The following is a 16,644-nucleotide window of genomic DNA, read 5'->3' on the forward strand; positions in this document are numbered from 1 at the left end:
CGAACGTTACGACGCACCATCCCCCTCTGCCTCCCCCTCCGCCTCGCCCTCCGCCGGGGCGGAAAGCGCTGCCAGGACGCCCTCGCCGTACGTTGCGAGCTTCTTTTCGCCTACTCCGCTGATGCCGCCCAACTCGTCGACACTCGCCGGGCGTTGGGTCGCGATTTCGCGGAGGGTTGCGTCGTGGAAGATGACGTACGCGGGGACGCCCTGCTCGCGGGCCTGTTCGGCGCGCCATGCGCGGAGGGCCTCGAAGAGGGGGAGCGCCTCCTCCGGGAGGTCCGCCGCGGCCGGGGCCGTCTTGGCCCGCTTCTCGCGGGCGCCGCCGCCCGCCGCCGCGGCTTTCGGGTCGCGGCGGAGCCGTACCTCGCGTTCGCGGCGCAGGACCTCGCCGCTCGCGTCGGCGAGGACCAGCGTGCCGTACTCGCCCTCGACCTCCAGCAGGCCCTGCGCGAGCAACTGGCGTGTCACGGCGCGCCATTCGGCTTCCGCGAGCTCCTCGCCGATGCCGAAGACGGACAGTTCGTCGTGGCGGAACTGGCTGATCTTCGCGGTGCGGCGGCCGAGGAGGATGTCGACGATCTGGCCCGTACCGAACTTCTGGCCGCGCTCGCGCTGCAGTCGTACGACCGTGGAGAGCAGCTTCTGCGCGGGGACGGTTCCGTCCCAGGTCTCGGGCGGGGTGAGGCAGGTGTCGCAGTTGCCGCAGTTGGGCTTCTCCGGCTCCTGCCCGAAGTACGTGAGGAGGCGCGCGCGGCGGCAGTCGACCGTCTCGCACAGGGCGAGCATGGCGTCGAGATGGGAGGCGGCGCGGCGCTGGAACGCCTCGTCGCCGTCGCCGCTCTCGATCATCTTCCGCTGCTGGATGACGTCCTGGAGGCCGTACGCCATCCACGCCGTGCTCGGCAGTCCGTCCCGGCCGGCGCGGCCCGTCTCCTGGTAGTAGCCCTCGACGGACTTGGGCAGGTCGAGGTGCGCGACGAAGCGGACGTCCGGCTTGTCGATGCCCATGCCGAAGGCGATCGTGGCGACGACGGTGAGGCCGTCCTCGCGGAGGAAGCGCGACTGGTGCGCGGCGCGTACCTCGCTGTCGAGACCGGCGTGGTACGGGACGGCGTCGACGCCGTTCCTGTTCAGGAACTCGGCTGTCTTCTCAACGGAGTTGCGGGAGAGGCAGTAGACGATCCCGGAATCGCCGGGGTGCTCCTCGCGGAGCAGCTTCAGCAGCTGCTTCTTCGGATCGGTCTTGGGCGCGATCCGGTACTGGATGTTGGGGCGGTCGAAGCTGGCGACGAAGTGCCGGGCGCGGTCCATGCCGAGCCGCTGGGTGATCTCCTGGTGCGTGGCGTGGGTCGCCGTCGCGGTCAGGGCGATGCGCGGCACGTCCGGCCAGCGCTCGCCCAGCAGCGACAGGGCGAGATAGTCGGGGCGGAAGTCGTGGCCCCACTGGGCGACGCAGTGCGCCTCGTCGATCGCGAAGAGGGAGATCTCGCCCGCGGCGAGCAGCTCGCGCGCGGACTCCGTACGGAGGCGCTCCGGTGCGAGATACAGCAGGTCGAGCTCGCCGGCGCGGAAGAGGGCCTCCGTCGTACGGCGTTCGTCGGGATCCTGCGAGGAGTTGAGGAAGCCGGCGCGGACGCCGAGGGCGCGCAGCGCGTCGACCTGGTCCTGCATGAGGGCGATCAGCGGGGAGATCACGACGCCGGTGCCGGGGCGGACGAGGGCGGGGATCTGATAGCAGAGCGACTTGCCGCCGCCGGTCGGCATGAGGACGACGGCGTCGCCGCCGGCGGTCACGTGCTCGACGATCTCCTGCTGCTCCCCGCGGAAGGTCTCGTAGCCGAAGACGCGGTGGAGGACGGCGGCGGGGGACTGTCCGGCCGGGACGCCGTTCTCGGCGGCGTTCCCGACGCCGTCCTCGGCGCCGTGCTCGGCGCCGTGCTCGGGCGTTCCGGGGGGCTCGGTGGGCTCGGCCGTTCCGGGGTCCGCGGTGGAGTGCATCCCGCCACCTTAGGCCGCGGCGCGCTCCCCGTTCCCGGGTCCCCCTTGAGACCCCTCTTGTGTGTGAGCGCGTGGCGTCGCGCGGCCGCGCCCCTTAGGGGGCCGCGCGAGGTGCGGGCACGCGGTCCGCGCGAGGTGCGGCACGCAGTCCGCGCGAGGTGCGGGCAGGCGGTCCGCCCAAGGGGCGGGACGGGTGGGCGCACCGGACCGCACCCGCGCAGGGTTCGCGCCCCGCACCCGACGTACGCGCCCCCTTGGGGGTCCGGCCCCGCCGTGCCCCGCGCCCCTTCGGGGTTGGCCCCTGACCCGCCCCTACCCGTTTCTTTCGGGGCTCCGCCCCGGACCCCGGTCGGGGCTCCGCCCCGGTCCGCCCCTTCGCCCCGGAACCCCACCCAACAGGGGTGGGGGGGAGGGGTGGACGCGCCCCGGAATCCCGCCCGGTAGGGGTGGGGGAAGGGATGGGCGCGTCCCGGAACCCCACCCAGTAGGGGTGGGGCGGGAAGGGGCGTGCCCCGGAACCCCACCCAACAGGGGTGGGAGGGACAGGCGGCTCGGGGCGGAGGCCCGGATCAGGTGGTTGTGGCCGCCGAGTTCGCCAGGCGCGGGGACGCGAATTCCGTGCCGACCACGAAGCGCATCACCGGACCGAAGCTCGCCGCCGCCGGGAGGCCGGTGAAGTAGAGGCCGCGTTCCGTGGACTGGTAGCCGGCGTCCAGGAGGGGGGCGGCCGTGCGGCCGCTGCGGCCGAGGCCGGCGCGGAGGCCGTGGCCCAGGAAGTCGAGGGCCGCGAGGTCCACTCGGTAGCCGGTGGCCGCGAGGACGTGGTCGGCCTCCAGGCGTTTGCCGTCCGTGAGGGCGAGTTCCACCCGGCGGGAGCCCGTGTCGTAGCGGCTGCGCAGGAGGGCCTGGCCCTGGGTGACGTTGACGCCGGAGGCGACGAAGCGGTCGCGGAGCCACCAAGCGCCGAGCGGGCCGAGGACGCGGCGTACGAGATATTCGCGGGCCGGCGCGGGCAGCGGGCGGAACAGCTGGGCGTGGTAGCTGAGGACGTACAGCGAGTACGCCCGCCCGAACGGCGTCTCGGGGCGGAACCGGGGCTGCCGGTCCGGCGGCGCGCCGAAGCGCACCGCGCCGGCCGAACGGGCCACGACCCGTACGGACTTGGCGCCGGCCTCGGCGGCCAGCACCGCGTTCTCCAGCGCCGACTGGCCCGCTCCGACGACGATCAGGTCGCGTCCCTCGAAGACACTCATGTCGGCGTGCTGGGAGACGTGCGAGACGGGCCCCGAGGGGGACGGTCCGTCCTCCGTGGCGGCCACCAGTTCCGGCGGGGTGTGGGAGCAGCCGCCCAGGCCCGTGGCCACGACGACGGCCCGCGCCTCGCACTGTTCGCCGGAGTCGAGCTTGACGTCGAAGCCGCCGCCCTTGCCGGAGCGGTCGACGGACACCACCCGTACCTGTTCCAGCTCCGGTACGAACTTCTCCTGGAACCACTGGCCGTAGCGCACGAAGGTCTCGACGGGGACGATGTCCCAGTCCGACTCGTACCGCTTCTCGCCCGTGGCGATGCAGAAGTCCAGCAGTTTGCTGCCGCGCTGCGGTGCGTCGATGCTCGACGCGACGGGCGTCGACTTGAGCAGCATTCCGGCGGGCATGTGGTGGCGCCAGCTCACCATCGGTTCGCCGAAGACGCGTACGGGTATGCCGCGCGCCCGCAGATGTGCGGCCGTCGACAACCCGTAGGGGCCGGCCCCGATGACCACGACAGGTCGGTTGTCAGTCACTGCTTTGTCCCTCCCCGGACACACCGCCCCGTGAGCTCACGGGGCGTATCTCTCCAACTCGCCGCCGGACGGCGGACCCTGACGGGTACGGGGGATCCACCCCTGTGACGCGTCCGGGCTCCGCGCTACCGGCGCTTTCGCGCGCTCCCCTGCGCGCTCCCCCGGCCGCTGCTCCCGGGTGTGCTCCTCCACAGCTGCCACAGGTGCTTCGCACCGGGCCCCAGCAGCCGCGCCGCCATCAGCAGGGACGGCGCGGGATCGTCCGCCGCCGCCCAGGCCAGCTCCGTACTGGTCGCACGCGCCGGCGCGTGCGGCGCGGTGTATCCCCCGCGCCGGTACGCCAGCCAGGCTGCCGGGTCGATGTTCTCCACCACGTAGCGGTGGCCCTCGCGCTGTTCCCCCTCGGGGACGGCGCGGCCTGTCAGGTCGAGGTGCTGGGCCCGTACGACGTCGACGCCGGCCTCGTTCTCGAACATCCGGAACTGGGCGCCCATCCGCGGGTTGAAGTCGAGCAGCTTGTACTGCCCGTCCCTGCGGTCGAAGCGCCAGTCGAGGTCGATGGTGCCGGCGAAACCGATCCGCTTGATGAACTGGGCGGACAGCTCGGCCAGTTCGGGGTTGTCGACGACGTACGCGGCGGCCGTCATGCCGGCGTGCGGCGGCCAGGAACGGACCTTCACGCCGGTGAAGGCCGCGCGGGCCTGGCTGCCCTCGCCGAAGTAGCCGTGCACGATCCAGTCCTCGGCGTGCTCCCGCGGCAGATACTCCTGGAGGATCACGCCGGGCCGCTCGCCCCAGCCGCGGGCCAGGGCGAGGAGTTCACGCGGGCTCCCGATCCGTGTGGTGCCGGGCACGGCGGGCCGCTCGCGGCGCACGAACGCCTCGCGGTTCTTGGCCACCACGGGGAACCGGGCGGTGGCCGCGAAGCGTTCCACGTCCGCGAACGACTCGGGGAAGCCGGCGGCGGGCGAGGGCACCCCGTGCTCCACGCACAGTTCGTGCAGGCCCTGCTTGCTGGCGACCCGGCGGGGCAGGCCGGCGTCCACCTCCGGGAAGAGGAACTGCCCTGCCAGCTCGGCCTGGTGCTCGGCGATGAGCACCGCGGCCTCTTCGTCGGTCGGGATCAGCACGGTTGGGCGGCCGATGCGGCGGCCCGCCGCGCGTAATCCCGCGAGCAGCGCGTCCGCGGGCTCCCGTCCGGTGGTCGGCCAGACGAAAGGTTCGCTGAGGTAGCGCGAGCGGGCGGCCGGCGTCCACCGGTCCTCGGTGATCGCGTACATGGGCACGCCGAGGCGCCCCAGACTCCGGATGGCCCCCACCCCGCCGTGGTGCAGCGGGTAGTTCCCGATTTTCACGATCAGTCCTGGAACCGACCGGTCGATGTCCAAGCGCGCACCCATACCGGATACTCATCCCCCTCATACGAGCGCGGCCCCGGCTCGTACGTCAGTCGCACGAGGCCCTCCCCAACCACACCCCGAAGCACGCTAAGGCCGAATGTCCTATTCCGCCAAGACGTTTCCGGACATTGCAGTGTCTTTGCCATGTCAACGGCCTCTTCAGTGGCACCGCGTTCCGGCCGTACGCTGATCCGGCTCCTGACCGGCGACGTACGCGAAGGCGAGGCACCACCGCATGACCGCCGTGAACCCTCTGGCGCTTTCCGAAGGCGATCCCTTCGGCCCGGACAACCTCCCCTATGGCCTGTTTACGACTCCGGACGACCCCGGACTGCCCCGGATCGGGGTGCGGTACGGGGATTCCGTACTGGACGCGGGCGCGGCAGCGGAGGCGTTCCGCTCCCCGCACGCGGAACTGCTGCGGCAGCCGCTGCTCAACCCCCTGATGGCGGCGGGCCGTTCGGTGTGGCGGGCGGTGCGCGCGGAACTGCGCGAGTGGCTGACGGCGCCGGAGCGCGCGGGCGACGTCGTGCAGTATCTGCGCCCCCTTTCCGGGGTGACGCTGCACCTGCCCTTCGCGGTTTCCGACTACGTCGATTTCTACGCCAGCGAGCACCACGCGACGAACGTCGGGAAGATCTTCCGCCCGGACAGCGAGCCCCTCACGCCCAACTGGAAACATCTGCCCATCGGTTACCACGGCCGGGCCGGCACCGTCGTGGTGTCCGGCACACCCGTCGTACGGCCGCAGGGGCAGCGCAAGCCGCGGGCCGCGGAGGCGCCGCTGTTCGGCCCGTCGAAGCGGCTGGACATCGAGGCCGAGGTCGGCTTCGTGGTGGGGACGGGCAGCGAGCTCGGGTCCCGGGTGCCCCTGGAGGACTTCCCTGAGCACGTGTTCGGGGTGACGCTGCTCAACGACTGGTCGGCGCGGGACATCCAGGCCTGGGAGTACGTGCCGCTGGGCCCGTTCCTCGGCAAGTCCTTCGCCACGTCGGTGTCCCCGTGGATCACCCCGCTGGACGCGCTGGACGGCGCGTGGACGGCGCCGCCCGTACGGGATGTGGAGCTCTTTCCGTATTTGGACGACACGAGCCCCTATCTGGACGACTCCGGGGCGGAGCGTCCCGGCGGGCTGGATCTGCGGATGACGGTGTCCCTGAACGGGCACGTCATCGCGGAGCCGCCGTTCTCCACCATGTACTGGACGGCCGCGCAGCAGCTCGCCCATATGACGGTGAACGGCGCCTCGTTGCGCACGGGCGACCTGTACGCGTCGGGCACGGTCAGCGGCCCGCAGCCGTCGGAGCGGGGCAGCCTGCTGGAGCTGACGTGGGGTGGGGCGGAGTCCTTGAAGCTGCCTTCCGGGGAGCGGACGTTCTTGGAGGACGGGGACGAGGTCGTGCTTTCGGCTTGGGCGCCGGGCGTTGCGGGTGGGGGTTCGCGTGTTGGGCTCGGGGAGGTGCGGGGGGTGGTTCAGCCGGCGCGATGACGTGGGCGGCTGTCGCCTTGAGGGGGCGCTGGGTGCGGGGGCTGCGGTTCGCGTGTGGTTCGCGCAGTTCCCCGCGCCCCTTATCTCGCGCCGTTGCCCGCGCCCCTTATTCGCGCCGCTTCCCCTCCCCCACCCTTGGCCGTTGGCGTTGTCCTGCGGCTCTGGGGGCTGCGGTAGCTTGACATGCGCCTGCAATACAAACGGAGGGATGAACACGTGCGCGCTTCTAGGCGAACGGCCGTGGCGGTGGCGGGAGTCGCGGTGGCCGGAATGGTGCTGGCGGGCTGCGGCAGTGGCGATGACGGGGGCGGCGGGGGCGAGGACAAGTCGTCCGGCGCGACGCCTTCGGAGAAGACGCCGGAGTCCGACCCGACACCGCCCGATCCGACGCAGGCTCCGCGCGAGGCCACGGGCGACGCCAAGAAGGTCCAGGGCAACTGGATGGACAAGGCCGCGATGACCGGCAAGGCCGAGATGCTGGGGCTGATCATCACCAAGAACCAGGTGGTCACCATGGGCAGTTCGAAGAACTCGTCCTGCGCGGGCACCCTGACGGGCGACGCCTTCCCGCTCTCCTTCGCCCTCAAGTGCAAGGGTTCCGGCGGCGGTTGGGACAAGGGCAAGGTGACCGGCGTCCAGGACAAGCGGCTGACTGTCACCTGGGACTCGGGCAAAAAGCAGACGCTCGTGAAGAGCGGCAAGCCCAGCGCCCTGCCGAGCGGGCTGCCGACTCAGTAACGCCGTAAGGAGGATGTACACATCGTGTCGGACGGAACGGCCAACAGTGCGTTCGACGACGTTCAGACTCTCCGCGCATGGAGAAAAATCAGGCGCCGCGTGTTGTGGGGCTTGCCCTTGTGGACGTTGGCCATGTTCGTTCCCCCTCTGCTTCTGACAGCAGCGTGGGAACAGGTCGAGGGTCCCGTCTCCGCGGCTCCCTTCTTCATCGTCGCGATCCCCGCCATCGTCGGGCTTGTGGCCTGCGCGGTGCGCTCGGAGCAGATCAAGACCATGCGGCCGATCCTCAAGACGTATGCGTGGCGGCCCGGATCGGCCACTCACAAACATGCGCTCAAGATCGACGAAAGCTCGGCGAAGAAGGCCATCCGGCATCTCAAAGTGCCGGACCCGGACAACCCGGAGAAGAACCTCGGCGTGATCGCCGTGCGCTCCACTCCGGGAAGGACCTGGCGACAGACCTTGACCGTTGCCTCGGCCGAAGGCTTTCTCTTCGCGGGCGACCCACGATTCGGCGGAGTGGTGGCCCTCCGCGGGCGTCCGTCGCATTTGATCCTCGTCCGGCCGCGTGAGCCGTTTCTGAATCTCCGGGGACGGCCCGGGAGCGTGAGCGAATCCGCCTGGCGGCGGGCCTGTGACGCCGGGCTCAGCGGCGTTCCGCAGCTGACGGATGAGCAGTGGAAAGAGCTCAGGAGGCTTCAAATCGGCCGGTGACGTACCGCTTTCGCGGGTGGGTGCGGGAAACGCAGCGGCGGTCTGGGCGCGTGGTGCGCTCAGACCGCCGTGCGGTTCTCGTGGGGTTTGCGCAGTTCCCCGCGCCCCTTATCGGACGAATACTCCTGCGTGGCCTGCCAGGTCCAGGAAGTATTGGGGGGCCAGGCCCAGGACCAGGGTTACGGCTACGCCTACCGTGATGGCCGCCGAGGTCAGGATGCTGGGGACGGCCACCGTGGGGCCGTCCGCCTTCGGCTCGCTGAAGAACATCAGCACGATCACGCGGATGTAGAAGAACGCCGCGATGGCCGACGCCAGTACACCGAAGACGACCAGGACACCCGCGCCGCCCTCGGCCGCCGCCTTGAAGACGGCGAACTTCCCGGCGAAGCCGGACGTCAGCGGGATGCCCGCGAAGGCCAGCAGGAAGACGGCGAAGACCGCGGCGAGCAGGGGTGAACGGCGCCCGAGGCCCGCCCACTTGGACAGGTGCGTCGCCTCGCCGCCCGCGTCCCGTACCAGCGTGACCACGGCGAACGCGCCGAGCGTCACGAAGGAGTAGGCGCCCAGGTAGAACAGCACCGAGGAGACGCCGTCCTCCGAGGTGGCGATGACACCGGCGAGCAGGAAGCCGGCGTGCGCGATGGAGGAGTACGCCAGCAGCCGCTTGATGTCGGTCTGTGTGATGGCGACGATCGCGCCGGCCACCATGGTGAGGATCGCGACGCCCCACATGACGGGCCGCCAGTCCCAGCGCAGGCCCGGCAGGACGACGTACAGCAGCCGCAGCAGCGCGCCGAACGCGGCCACCTTCGTCGCCGCCGCCATGAAGCCGGTGACCGGGGTCGGCGCACCCTGGTAGACGTCCGGGGTCCACATGTGGAACGGCACGGCGCCGACCTTGAACAGCAGGCCCATGAGCACCATGGCGCCGCCGATGAGCAGCAGCGCGTCGTTGCCGGTGGTCTGGGCGAGTGCCGCGTTGGTGGTCTGTTCGGCGCCGGAGACGACGCGGGCGATGCCGGAGTAGTTGACGGTGCCCGCGTAGCCGTACAGCAGGGCGATGCCGAACAGCAGGAAGGCGGACGAAAAGGCCCCGAGAAGGAAGTACTTGACCGCCGCCTCCTGGGACAGCAGCCGCCTGCGGCGGGCCAGCGCGCACAGCAGATACAGCGGGAGGGAGAACACCTCCAGCGCGATGAACAGCGTCAACAGGTCGTTCGCGGCGGGGAAGATGAGCATCCCGCCGGTCGCGAAGAGCAGCAGCGGGAAGACCTCGGTGGTCGTCCAGCCGGCCCGTACGGCCTCCCGCTCGCCCTCGCCGCCCGGTACGGAGGCGGGCTGCGCGGCGAAGGAATCGACGTGCGCGCCGTGGGACTTGGGCTCCAGCCGGCGCTCGGCGAAGACGAACACCGAGACCAGCGCGACCAGTACCAGCGTGCCCTGAAGGAACAGGGCGGGCCCGTCGACGGCGATGGCGCCCATGCCGGCGATGGCGGCCTTGCTGTTGGCGTGCCCGCCGAGGGCGAGCATCACCACGGCGGCGAAGGCGCCGGCGAGGCCGAGCACCGCGAGCAGCACCTGTGTGACGTACCGGCCGCGGCGCGGCGCGAACGCCTCGACGACGATGCCGAGCACCGCCATGCCGAGCACGATGATCGTCGGCGACAGCTGCGCGTACTCGATGCTGGGCGCCTTCAGTTCACCGGGGGCCGCCACTGTCCACAGGCTGGGGACAGCGGCGGCTGTTTCCAGCGCGCTCATTCGTGGTCACCTCCGGCAGAGCCGGATCCGCCGGCGTGCGGCTCCGGTGTGTACGAGAACCAGCCCCGCTCGGCGACGGGGTGCTGGGGCTTCGGGTCGGTCTGCCGGACGTCCGACAGGGTGTGCTCGACCGCCGGGTTGACGATCTTCGTGAGCGGCTGCGGGTAGACGCCGAGGAGGACGAGGAGGGCGATCAGCGGGGTGATGACGGCGAGTTCCCGGATCTTCAGGTCCGGCATCGCCTTGATCTCGGCCTTCTCGACGGGCCCGGTCATGGTCCGCTGGTAGAGCAGCAGCACGTACAGCGCGGCGAGGATGATGCCCGCCGTCGCCACGATGCCCGCGGCCGGGTAGCGGCTGAACGTGCCGACCAGGACCAGGAATTCGCTGATGAACGGGGCGAGCCCGGGCAGCGACAGGGTGGCGAGGCCGCCGATGAGGAAGGTCCCGGCGAGCACAGGCGCCACCTTCTGCACTCCGCCGTAGTCCGCGATGAGGCGGGAGCCGCGGCGGGAGATGAGGAAGCCGGCCACCAGCATCAGGGCCGCGGTGGAGATGCCGTGGAACACCATGTAGAGCGTGGCGCCGCCCTGGCCCTGCGAGGTCATCGCGAAGACGCCCAGGACGATGAAGCCGAAGTGGGAGATCGACGCGTACGCCACGAGGCGTTTGATGTCCCGCTGTCCGACCGCGAGCAGCGCCCCGTAGAGGATGCTGACCAGGGCGAGGGCGACGACGACGGGGGTGGCCCAGTCGCTGGCGCCGGGGAACAGGCCTAGGCAGAAGCGGAGCATCGCGAAGGTGCCGACCTTGTCGACGACCGCGGTGATCAGTACGGCGACCGGGGCCGTTGCCTCGCCCATGGCGTTGGGCAGCCACGTGTGCAGCGGCCACAGCGGCGCCTTGACGGCGAAGGCGAGGAAGAAGCCCAGGAACAGCCAGCGTTCGGTGCTGGTCGCCATGGACAGATCGCCCTGCGCGCGGGCCTCGGTGATCTGCTGGAGGGAGAACGTGCCTTCGCCGAGCTGGTCGGCGGTGACCACGTACAGGCCGATCACCGCGGCCAGCATGATGAGGCCGCCGGCGAGGTTGTAGAGCAGGAACTTGACCGCCGCGTACGAGCGTTGCCGCGCGCCCTCCTCTTCACCCTGCGCGTGCGCACGGTCCCCGAAGCCGCCGATGAGGAAGTACATCGGGATGAGCATGGCCTCGAAGAAGATGTAGAAGAGGAAGACGTCGGTGGCCTCGAACGAGATGATCACCATCGCCTCGACGGCGAGGATCAGCGCGAAGAAGCCCTGCGTGGGCCGCCAGCGCTTCCGGTCCTGGTTGCCCTCTTCCAGGGGGTCGGCGTCGTGCCAGCCGGCGACGACGATGAACGGGATCAGCAGCGCGGTCAGCGCGACCATCGCGACACCGATGCCGTCGACCCCGAGCTCGTACCGGACGCCGAAGTCCGCGATCCACGCGCGGGACTCGGTCAACTGGTAGCGCGCGCCGCCCGGTTCGAAGCGGATCAGCACGGCCGCCGCGAGGACCAGCGTGGCCAGCGAGAACAGCAGCGCGAGCCATTTGGCCGCGGTGCGCTTCGCCGCGGGTACGGCGGCGGTGGCGATCGCCCCGAGCGCGGGCAGCGCGGCCGTGGCCGTCAGAAGTGGAAATGACATGAATCAGACCGCCCTCATCAGCAGGGTGGCGGCGACCAGGACCGCCGCACCGCCGAACATCGAGACCGCGTACGAGCGGACGAAGCCGTTCTGGAGCAGCCGCAGCCGGCCGGACAGTCCGCCGAATCCGGCGGCCGTCCCGTTGACCATGCCGTCGACGACGGAGTGGTCGAGGTAGACCAGGCTGCGGGTGAGGTGCTCGCCGCCGCGTACGAGCACGGCGTGGTTGAAGTCGTCCTGGCCCAGGTCGCGCCGGGCGAGCCGGGTGAGGACGCTGCCGCGCGGCGCGACCGCCGGCACCGCCCGCCGTCCGTACTGCAGCCAGGCCGCGCCGACGCCGAGCAGGAGGGCGACGACCGTCGCCGCGGTGACCGCCCCGGCGGACACCGGCGGGTGTCCGTGCTCGAACTGCGTGACCGGTTCCAGCCAGTGCACGAAGCCCTCGTTGAGCTTGAACAGGCCGCCCGCGAACACCGATCCGAAGGCGAGCACGATCATGGGGATCGTCATGGACTTCGGGGACTCGTGCGGGTGCGGTTCGTGCCCCTCTGCATCCGGCTGCCAGCGCTTCTCGCCGAAGAACGTCATCAGCATCACGCGCGTCATGTAGTACGCCGTGATGGCCGCGCCGATCAGGGTGACCGCGCCCAGGATCCAGCCCTGGGTGCCGCCCTTCGCGAAGGCCGCCTCGATGATCTGGTCCTTCGAGAAGAAGCCGGACAGGCCCGGGAAGCCGATGATGGCGAGATAGCCGAGGCCGAACGTCACGAAGGTGACCGGCATGTACTTCCGCAGCCCGCCGTACTTCCGCATGTCGACCTCGTCGTTCATGCCGTGCATGACGGAGCCCGCGCCGAGGAACAGCCCGGCCTTGAAGAAGCCGTGCGTGACCAGGTGCATGATGGCGAACGCGTAGCCGATCGGGCCGAGTCCGGCCGCCAGGATCATGTAGCCGATCTGCGACATCGTGGAGCCGGCGAGGGCTTTCTTGATGTCGTCCTTCGCGCAACCGACGAGCGCACCGAAGAGGAGCGTGACCGCGCCGACCACGACGACCACGGTCTGCGCGTCGGGCGCCGCGTTGAAGATCGCGCCGGAGCGGGTGATGAGGTACACCCCGGCGGTGACCATCGTCGCCGCGTGGATGAGGGCCGAGACCGGGGTCGGGCCCTCCATCGCGTCGCCCAGCCAGGACTGGAGCGGCACCTGGGCCGACTTGCCGCAGGCGGCGAGCAGCAGCATCAGGCCGATGGCTGTCAGCTTGCCCTCGCTCGCGTCCGTCGCGTTGGAGAGGACGGGCGCGAAGGCGAACGTGCCGAAGGTGGTGAACATCAGGAAGATGGCGATGGCGAGCCCCGCGTCACCGACGCGGTTGACGATGAACGCCTTCTTCGCCGCCGTCGCCGCGCTCGGCTTGTGCTGCCAGAAGCCGATCAGCAGGTACGAGGCGAGGCCGACGCCCTCCCAGCCGACGTACAGCAGCAGGAAGTTGTCCGCGAGGACGAGCAGCAGCATCGCCGCGAGGAACAGGTTCAGATAGCCGAAGAACCGGCGGCGGCCCGCGTCGTGCTCCATGTAGCCGACCGAGTAGAGGTGGATGAGCGTGCCCACCCCGGTGATCAGCAGCACGAACGTCATCGACAGCTGGTCCAGCTGGAAGGCGGCGTCCGCCTGGAAGCCCTCCACCGGCACCCAGCTGAACAGGTGCTGGTGCAGGGCGCGTTGGTCCGGGTCCTTGCCGAGCATGTCGGTGAAGAGCACGGCGCCGATGACGAAGGAGGCGCCGGAGAGCAGGACGCCCAGCCAGTGCCCCGACCTGTCGAGCCGCCGGCCGCCACAGAGCAGGACGGCGGCGCCGAGCAGCGGGGCGCCGACGAGCAGTGCGATCAGTGATTCCACTGGTGGGTACCCCTTACAGCTTCATCAGGCTGGCGTCGTCGACCGAGGCCGAGTGACGGGACCGGTAGAGCATCACGATGATCGCGAGCCCGACGACGACTTCGGCGGCGGCGACGACCATGACGAAGAACGCCATGATCTGGCCGTCGAGATTGCCGTGGATGCGGGAGAAGGCGACCAGCGTGAGGTTCGCGGCGTTCAGCATCAGCTCGATGCACATGAACACCACGATGGCGTTGCGGCGGATGAGCACGCCGGCGGCACCGATGGTGAACAACACAGCCGCGAGATAGACGTAGTTGACGGGGTTCACTGCACCTCACCTCGCGGTGTCGCGCCGGCCGGCTCGCCGGCGTCGTCGTCGCCGGAGGTGTCCGGGTGATCCGCCGCCTCCTGGGGCGTCTCGCCCTGCTGCTGATCGAACCGGTCCGCCGTGCGCTGTTCCAGTGCCGCCAGGCCGCGCAGCTGATCCGGATCGACCTCGCGGACCTGACCCCGGCTCAGCAGCGTGGAGCTGACGGTGAGTTCGGACGGGGTGCCGTCCGGCAGCAGGCCCGGCCGGTCCACGGCGTTGTGCCGTGCGTACACACCGGGCGCCGGCAGCGGCGGCAGCTGCTTGCCGCTCCGGACGCGCGCCTCGGCCTGCTCCCGCTGCGACTTGGTCTTCTCGACCTTCTCGCGGTGGGTGAGCAGGGTGGCGCCGACGGCCGCGACGGTGAGCAGCGCGCCGACCACCTCGAAGGCGACCACGTACTTGGTGAACAGCAGCGCGGCGAGCGCGGGGACGTTGCCGCCCGCGTTGGCCTGCCCGAGCCCGATGTACGAGGTCACCGGGGTCTGCGCGAGGCCGGAGAGCAGCAGGACGCCGAGCCCGAGGCCGCATCCGGCGGCCAGCCAGCGCTGGCCCTTCAGCGTCTCCTTGAGCGAGTCCGCCGCGCTGACGCCGACCAGCATCAGGACGAAGAGGAAGAGCATCATGACGGCGCCGGTGTAGACGACGATCTGCACGATGCCGAGGAAATACGCGCCGTTCGCCAGATAGAACAGCGCGAGGATGATCATGGTGCCGGCGAGGCAGAGCGCGGCGTGCACGGCACGGCGCAGCAGCACGGTGCCGAGCGCGCCGAGCACCGCCACACTGCCGAGCACCCAGAACTGGAAGGCCTCCCCCGTGGAGACCGCGGTGGAGGCCGCGAGCACGGTGGACATCAACGGCCCCCCTGTTCCGCGGAGTCGGTGCCACTCGGCTCGGCCTCGGCGGCCGCCGGCTCGTCGGGTCCGAACGTGTCGGCGCTCTCCTGCGGGACGCCCGTGTCGGTGACGGTCTGCTGCTCCGTACCGGGCGCGGCGCCGGCGACGAGTCCCTGGTAGTAGTCCTTCTCCGTCATCCCGGGGAAGATCGCGTGCGGGGAGTCGACCATGTTCTCGTCGAGTCCCGCGAGCAGCTCCTCCTTGGTGTAGATGAGCGACTCGCGTGACGTGTCGGCGAGTTCGTACTCGTTCGTCATGGTCAGCGCCCGGGTCGGGCACGCCTCGACGCACAGGCCGCAGAGAATGCAGCGCAGATAGTTGATCTGGTAGACGCGGCCGTACCGCTCGCCCGGGGAGTAGCGCTCCTCCTCGGTGTTGTCCGCGCCCTCCACATAGATCGCGTCGGCCGGACAGGCCCAGGCGCACAGCTCGCAGCCGATGCACTTCTCCAGCCCGTCCGGATGCCGGTTGAGCTGGTGGCGGCCGTGGAAGCGGGGCGCCGTCGGCTTCTTGTACTCGGGGTACTGCTCGGTCAGCCGCTTCTTGAACATGTCCTTGAAGGTCACGCCGAAGCCGGCCACGGGATTGTCAGGCACCGTCGGCCCCCTTATCGCCATTGTTTCCGTGGGACTCTTCGGACGCCGCGCCACCCGTGCCGACCAGGGGCCGCTCGCCGCGCGAGCGCCTGCGGGGCACGGGCGGGAGCGTCTGTCCTGGCAGTGGTGGTACGGGGTAGCCGCCCGCCATCGGGTCGAAGACCTCCGACTCGGCCTCCGTACGGGCCTGTTCGGCCTCTTTCTCCTCCTGCCGTCCGCGGACGATGTCGACGGCGAACGAGACCAGGATGATCACGACCGCGGCTCCGCCGACCCAGGTGAGGATCCCGCCCAGCGCGATGCCCTCGTTCCGCATGGCGCGGACCGTGGCGACGAGCATCAGCCACACCAGCGCGACCGGGATGAGCACCTTCCAGCCGAGCTTCATGAACTGGTCGTAGCGGACGCGCGGCAGCGTGCCGCGGATCCACACGAAGAAGAACAGCAGCACGACGAGCTTCAGGAAGAACCAGAGCATCGGCCACCAGCCGTGGTTGGCGCCCTCCCAGTACGTGGAGATGGGCGCCGGCGCCCGCCAGCCGCCCAGGAAGAGCGTGACCGCGAGGGCCGAGACGGTGACCATGTGGATGTACTCGGCGAGCATGAACATCGCGAACTTGATCGAGCTGTACTCGGTCTGGAAGCCCGCGACGAGGTCGCCCTCCGACTCCGGCATGTCGAACGGGGCGCGGTGCGCCTCGCCGACCATCGACACCATGTAGATGAGGAAGGACACCGGCAGCAGACACGCGAACCAGGTGTCCGACTGCGCCCCCACGATCGTCGAGGTCGACATGGAGCCGGAGTAGAGGAAGACCGCGGCGAAGCTGAGGCCCATCGCGATCTCGTACGAGATGATCTGCGCCGTCGCGCGCACGCCGCCCAGCAGCGGATACGTGGAGCCGGACGACCAGCCGGCGAGCACCACGCCGTACGCGGCGATGGAGGAGGTGGCCAGGATGTAGAGGGCCGCCACCGGAAGGTCGGTGAGCTGCATCGCGGTGCGGGTACCGAAGATCGACACCTCGTTGCCCGCGGGCCCGAAGGGGATCACGGCGATCGCCATGAACGCCGGGATGGCGCCGAGGATCGGGGCGAGGATGTAGACGAGCTTGTCGGAGCCCTTCACGACGACGTCTTCCTTCAGCATCAGCTTGATGCCGTCGGCGAGGGACTGGAGCATCCCCCAGGGGCCGTGCCGGTTGGGGCCGACGCGCAGCTGCATCCAGGCGACGACCTTGCGCTCCATGACGATGGAGATCAGGACGGTCACCATGAGGAAGGCGAAGCAGAAGACGGCCTTGAGGGCGACCAGCCACCAGGGGTCGGTGCCGAACATGG

The 16,644-nt window shown here is 70.3% G+C and carries 13 protein-coding genes; 3 read left to right on the forward strand and 10 right to left on the reverse strand.

Annotation, left to right across the window (positions count from 1 at the left end; all coding sequences use genetic code 11):
- Positions 1 to 6: 6 nt before the first annotated feature.
- From recQ to AC3AGO_RS15550, 3 genes are all read right to left on the reverse strand, one after another.
- Positions 7 to 2,001 (reverse strand): DNA helicase RecQ, encoded by a 1,995-nt coding sequence (recQ, locus tag AC3AGO_RS15540; protein ID WP_487820792.1) that lies wholly within the window; start codon positions 1,999 to 2,001, stop codon positions 7 to 9.
- A gap of 569 nt (positions 2,002 to 2,570) precedes the next feature.
- Positions 2,571 to 3,785, reverse strand: coding sequence for an FAD-dependent oxidoreductase (locus AC3AGO_RS15545; protein WP_487820793.1), 1,215 nt, complete (start codon positions 3,783 to 3,785; stop codon positions 2,571 to 2,573).
- A gap of 125 nt (positions 3,786 to 3,910) precedes the next feature.
- A complete protein-coding gene (locus AC3AGO_RS15550; protein ID WP_487820794.1) occupies positions 3,911 to 5,185 on the reverse strand; it encodes a carboxylate--amine ligase in 1,275 nt (424 codons plus the stop codon).
- 235 nt (positions 5,186 to 5,420) lie between these two features.
- Between AC3AGO_RS15550 and fahA the strand changes: the two genes are divergently transcribed.
- The 3 genes from fahA (at position 5,421) to AC3AGO_RS15565 (ending at position 8,126) form a co-directional block, all read left to right on the forward strand.
- Complete coding sequence (gene fahA, locus AC3AGO_RS15555) at positions 5,421 to 6,674, forward strand: fumarylacetoacetase (protein ID WP_487820795.1); 1,254 nt, start codon at positions 5,421 to 5,423, stop codon at positions 6,672 to 6,674.
- A 240-nt stretch (positions 6,675 to 6,914) separates the two neighbouring features.
- Entirely contained in the window at positions 6,915 to 7,412 is a 498-nt protein-coding gene (locus tag AC3AGO_RS15560; RefSeq protein WP_487820796.1) for a hypothetical protein, read from the forward strand.
- 24 nt (positions 7,413 to 7,436) lie between these two features.
- Positions 7,437 to 8,126, forward strand: coding sequence for a hypothetical protein (locus AC3AGO_RS15565; protein ID WP_487820797.1), 690 nt, complete (start codon positions 7,437 to 7,439; stop codon positions 8,124 to 8,126).
- A 108-nt stretch (positions 8,127 to 8,234) separates the two neighbouring features.
- On the opposite strand, the gene nuoN is transcribed toward AC3AGO_RS15565, so the two are convergent.
- From nuoN to nuoH, 7 genes are read right to left on the reverse strand one after another with little or no spacing between them, the layout of a single operon-like run.
- Positions 8,235 to 9,890, reverse strand: a complete 1,656-nt coding sequence (gene nuoN / locus AC3AGO_RS15570) for an NADH-quinone oxidoreductase subunit NuoN (RefSeq protein ID WP_487820798.1) — start codon at positions 9,888 to 9,890, stop codon at positions 8,235 to 8,237.
- Entirely contained in the window at positions 9,887 to 11,557 is a 1,671-nt protein-coding gene (locus AC3AGO_RS15575; RefSeq protein WP_487820799.1) for an NADH-quinone oxidoreductase subunit M, read from the reverse strand. Before AC3AGO_RS15575 ends, nuoN begins: the two co-directional genes overlap by 4 nt.
- A 3-nt stretch (positions 11,558 to 11,560) precedes the next feature.
- Entirely contained in the window at positions 11,561 to 13,456 is a 1,896-nt protein-coding gene (gene nuoL, locus AC3AGO_RS15580) for an NADH-quinone oxidoreductase subunit L (protein ID WP_487820800.1), read from the reverse strand.
- Between the two features lie 13 nt (positions 13,457 to 13,469).
- Complete coding sequence (gene nuoK / locus AC3AGO_RS15585) at positions 13,470 to 13,769, reverse strand: NADH-quinone oxidoreductase subunit NuoK (protein WP_487820801.1); 300 nt, start codon at positions 13,767 to 13,769, stop codon at positions 13,470 to 13,472.
- Entirely contained in the window at positions 13,766 to 14,665 is a 900-nt protein-coding gene (locus AC3AGO_RS15590) for an NADH-quinone oxidoreductase subunit J (RefSeq protein WP_487820802.1), read from the reverse strand. Before AC3AGO_RS15590 ends, nuoK begins: the two co-directional genes overlap by 4 nt.
- Positions 14,665 to 15,324 carry an NADH-quinone oxidoreductase subunit NuoI gene (nuoI, locus tag AC3AGO_RS15595; RefSeq protein WP_487820803.1) on the reverse strand — a complete coding sequence of 220 codons (660 nt, stop codon included), beginning with the start codon at positions 15,322 to 15,324 and terminating at the stop codon, positions 14,665 to 14,667. The genes AC3AGO_RS15590 and nuoI overlap by 1 nt, the downstream gene beginning before the upstream one ends.
- A complete protein-coding gene (nuoH, locus tag AC3AGO_RS15600; RefSeq protein WP_487824671.1) occupies positions 15,296 to 16,642 on the reverse strand; it encodes an NADH-quinone oxidoreductase subunit NuoH in 1,347 nt (448 codons plus the stop codon). The genes nuoI and nuoH overlap by 29 nt, the downstream gene beginning before the upstream one ends.
- Between the last annotated feature and the right edge of the window lie 2 nt (positions 16,643 to 16,644).

The organism is Streptomyces sp. BL1 (assembly GCF_057628045.1).

What these genes read in the sequence shown, in the direction of transcription:
- AC3AGO_RS15550 (WP_487820794.1), bottom strand. Translation starts at nt 5,185, where the DNA reads ATGGGTGCGCGCTTGGACATCGACCGGTCGGTTCCAGGACTGATCGTG.
- AC3AGO_RS15590 (WP_487820802.1), bottom strand. Translation starts at nt 14,665, where the DNA reads ATGTCCACCGTGCTCGCGGCCTCCACCGCGGTCTCCACGGGGGAGGCC.
- fahA (WP_487820795.1), top strand. Translation starts at nt 5,421, where the DNA reads ATGACCGCCGTGAACCCTCTGGCGCTTTCCGAAGGCGATCCCTTCGGC.
- recQ (WP_487820792.1), bottom strand. Translation starts at nt 2,001, where the DNA reads ATGCACTCCACCGCGGACCCCGGAACGGCCGAGCCCACCGAGCCCCCC.
- nuoI (WP_487820803.1), bottom strand. Translation starts at nt 15,324, where the DNA reads ATGGCGATAAGGGGGCCGACGGTGCCTGACAATCCCGTGGCCGGCTTC.
- nuoN (WP_487820798.1), bottom strand. Translation starts at nt 9,890, where the DNA reads ATGAGCGCGCTGGAAACAGCCGCCGCTGTCCCCAGCCTGTGGACAGTG.
- AC3AGO_RS15575 (WP_487820799.1), bottom strand. Translation starts at nt 11,557, where the DNA reads ATGTCATTTCCACTTCTGACGGCCACGGCCGCGCTGCCCGCGCTCGGG.
- nuoH (WP_487824671.1), bottom strand. Translation starts at nt 16,642, where the DNA reads ATGTTCGGCACCGACCCCTGGTGGCTGGTCGCCCTCAAGGCCGTCTTC.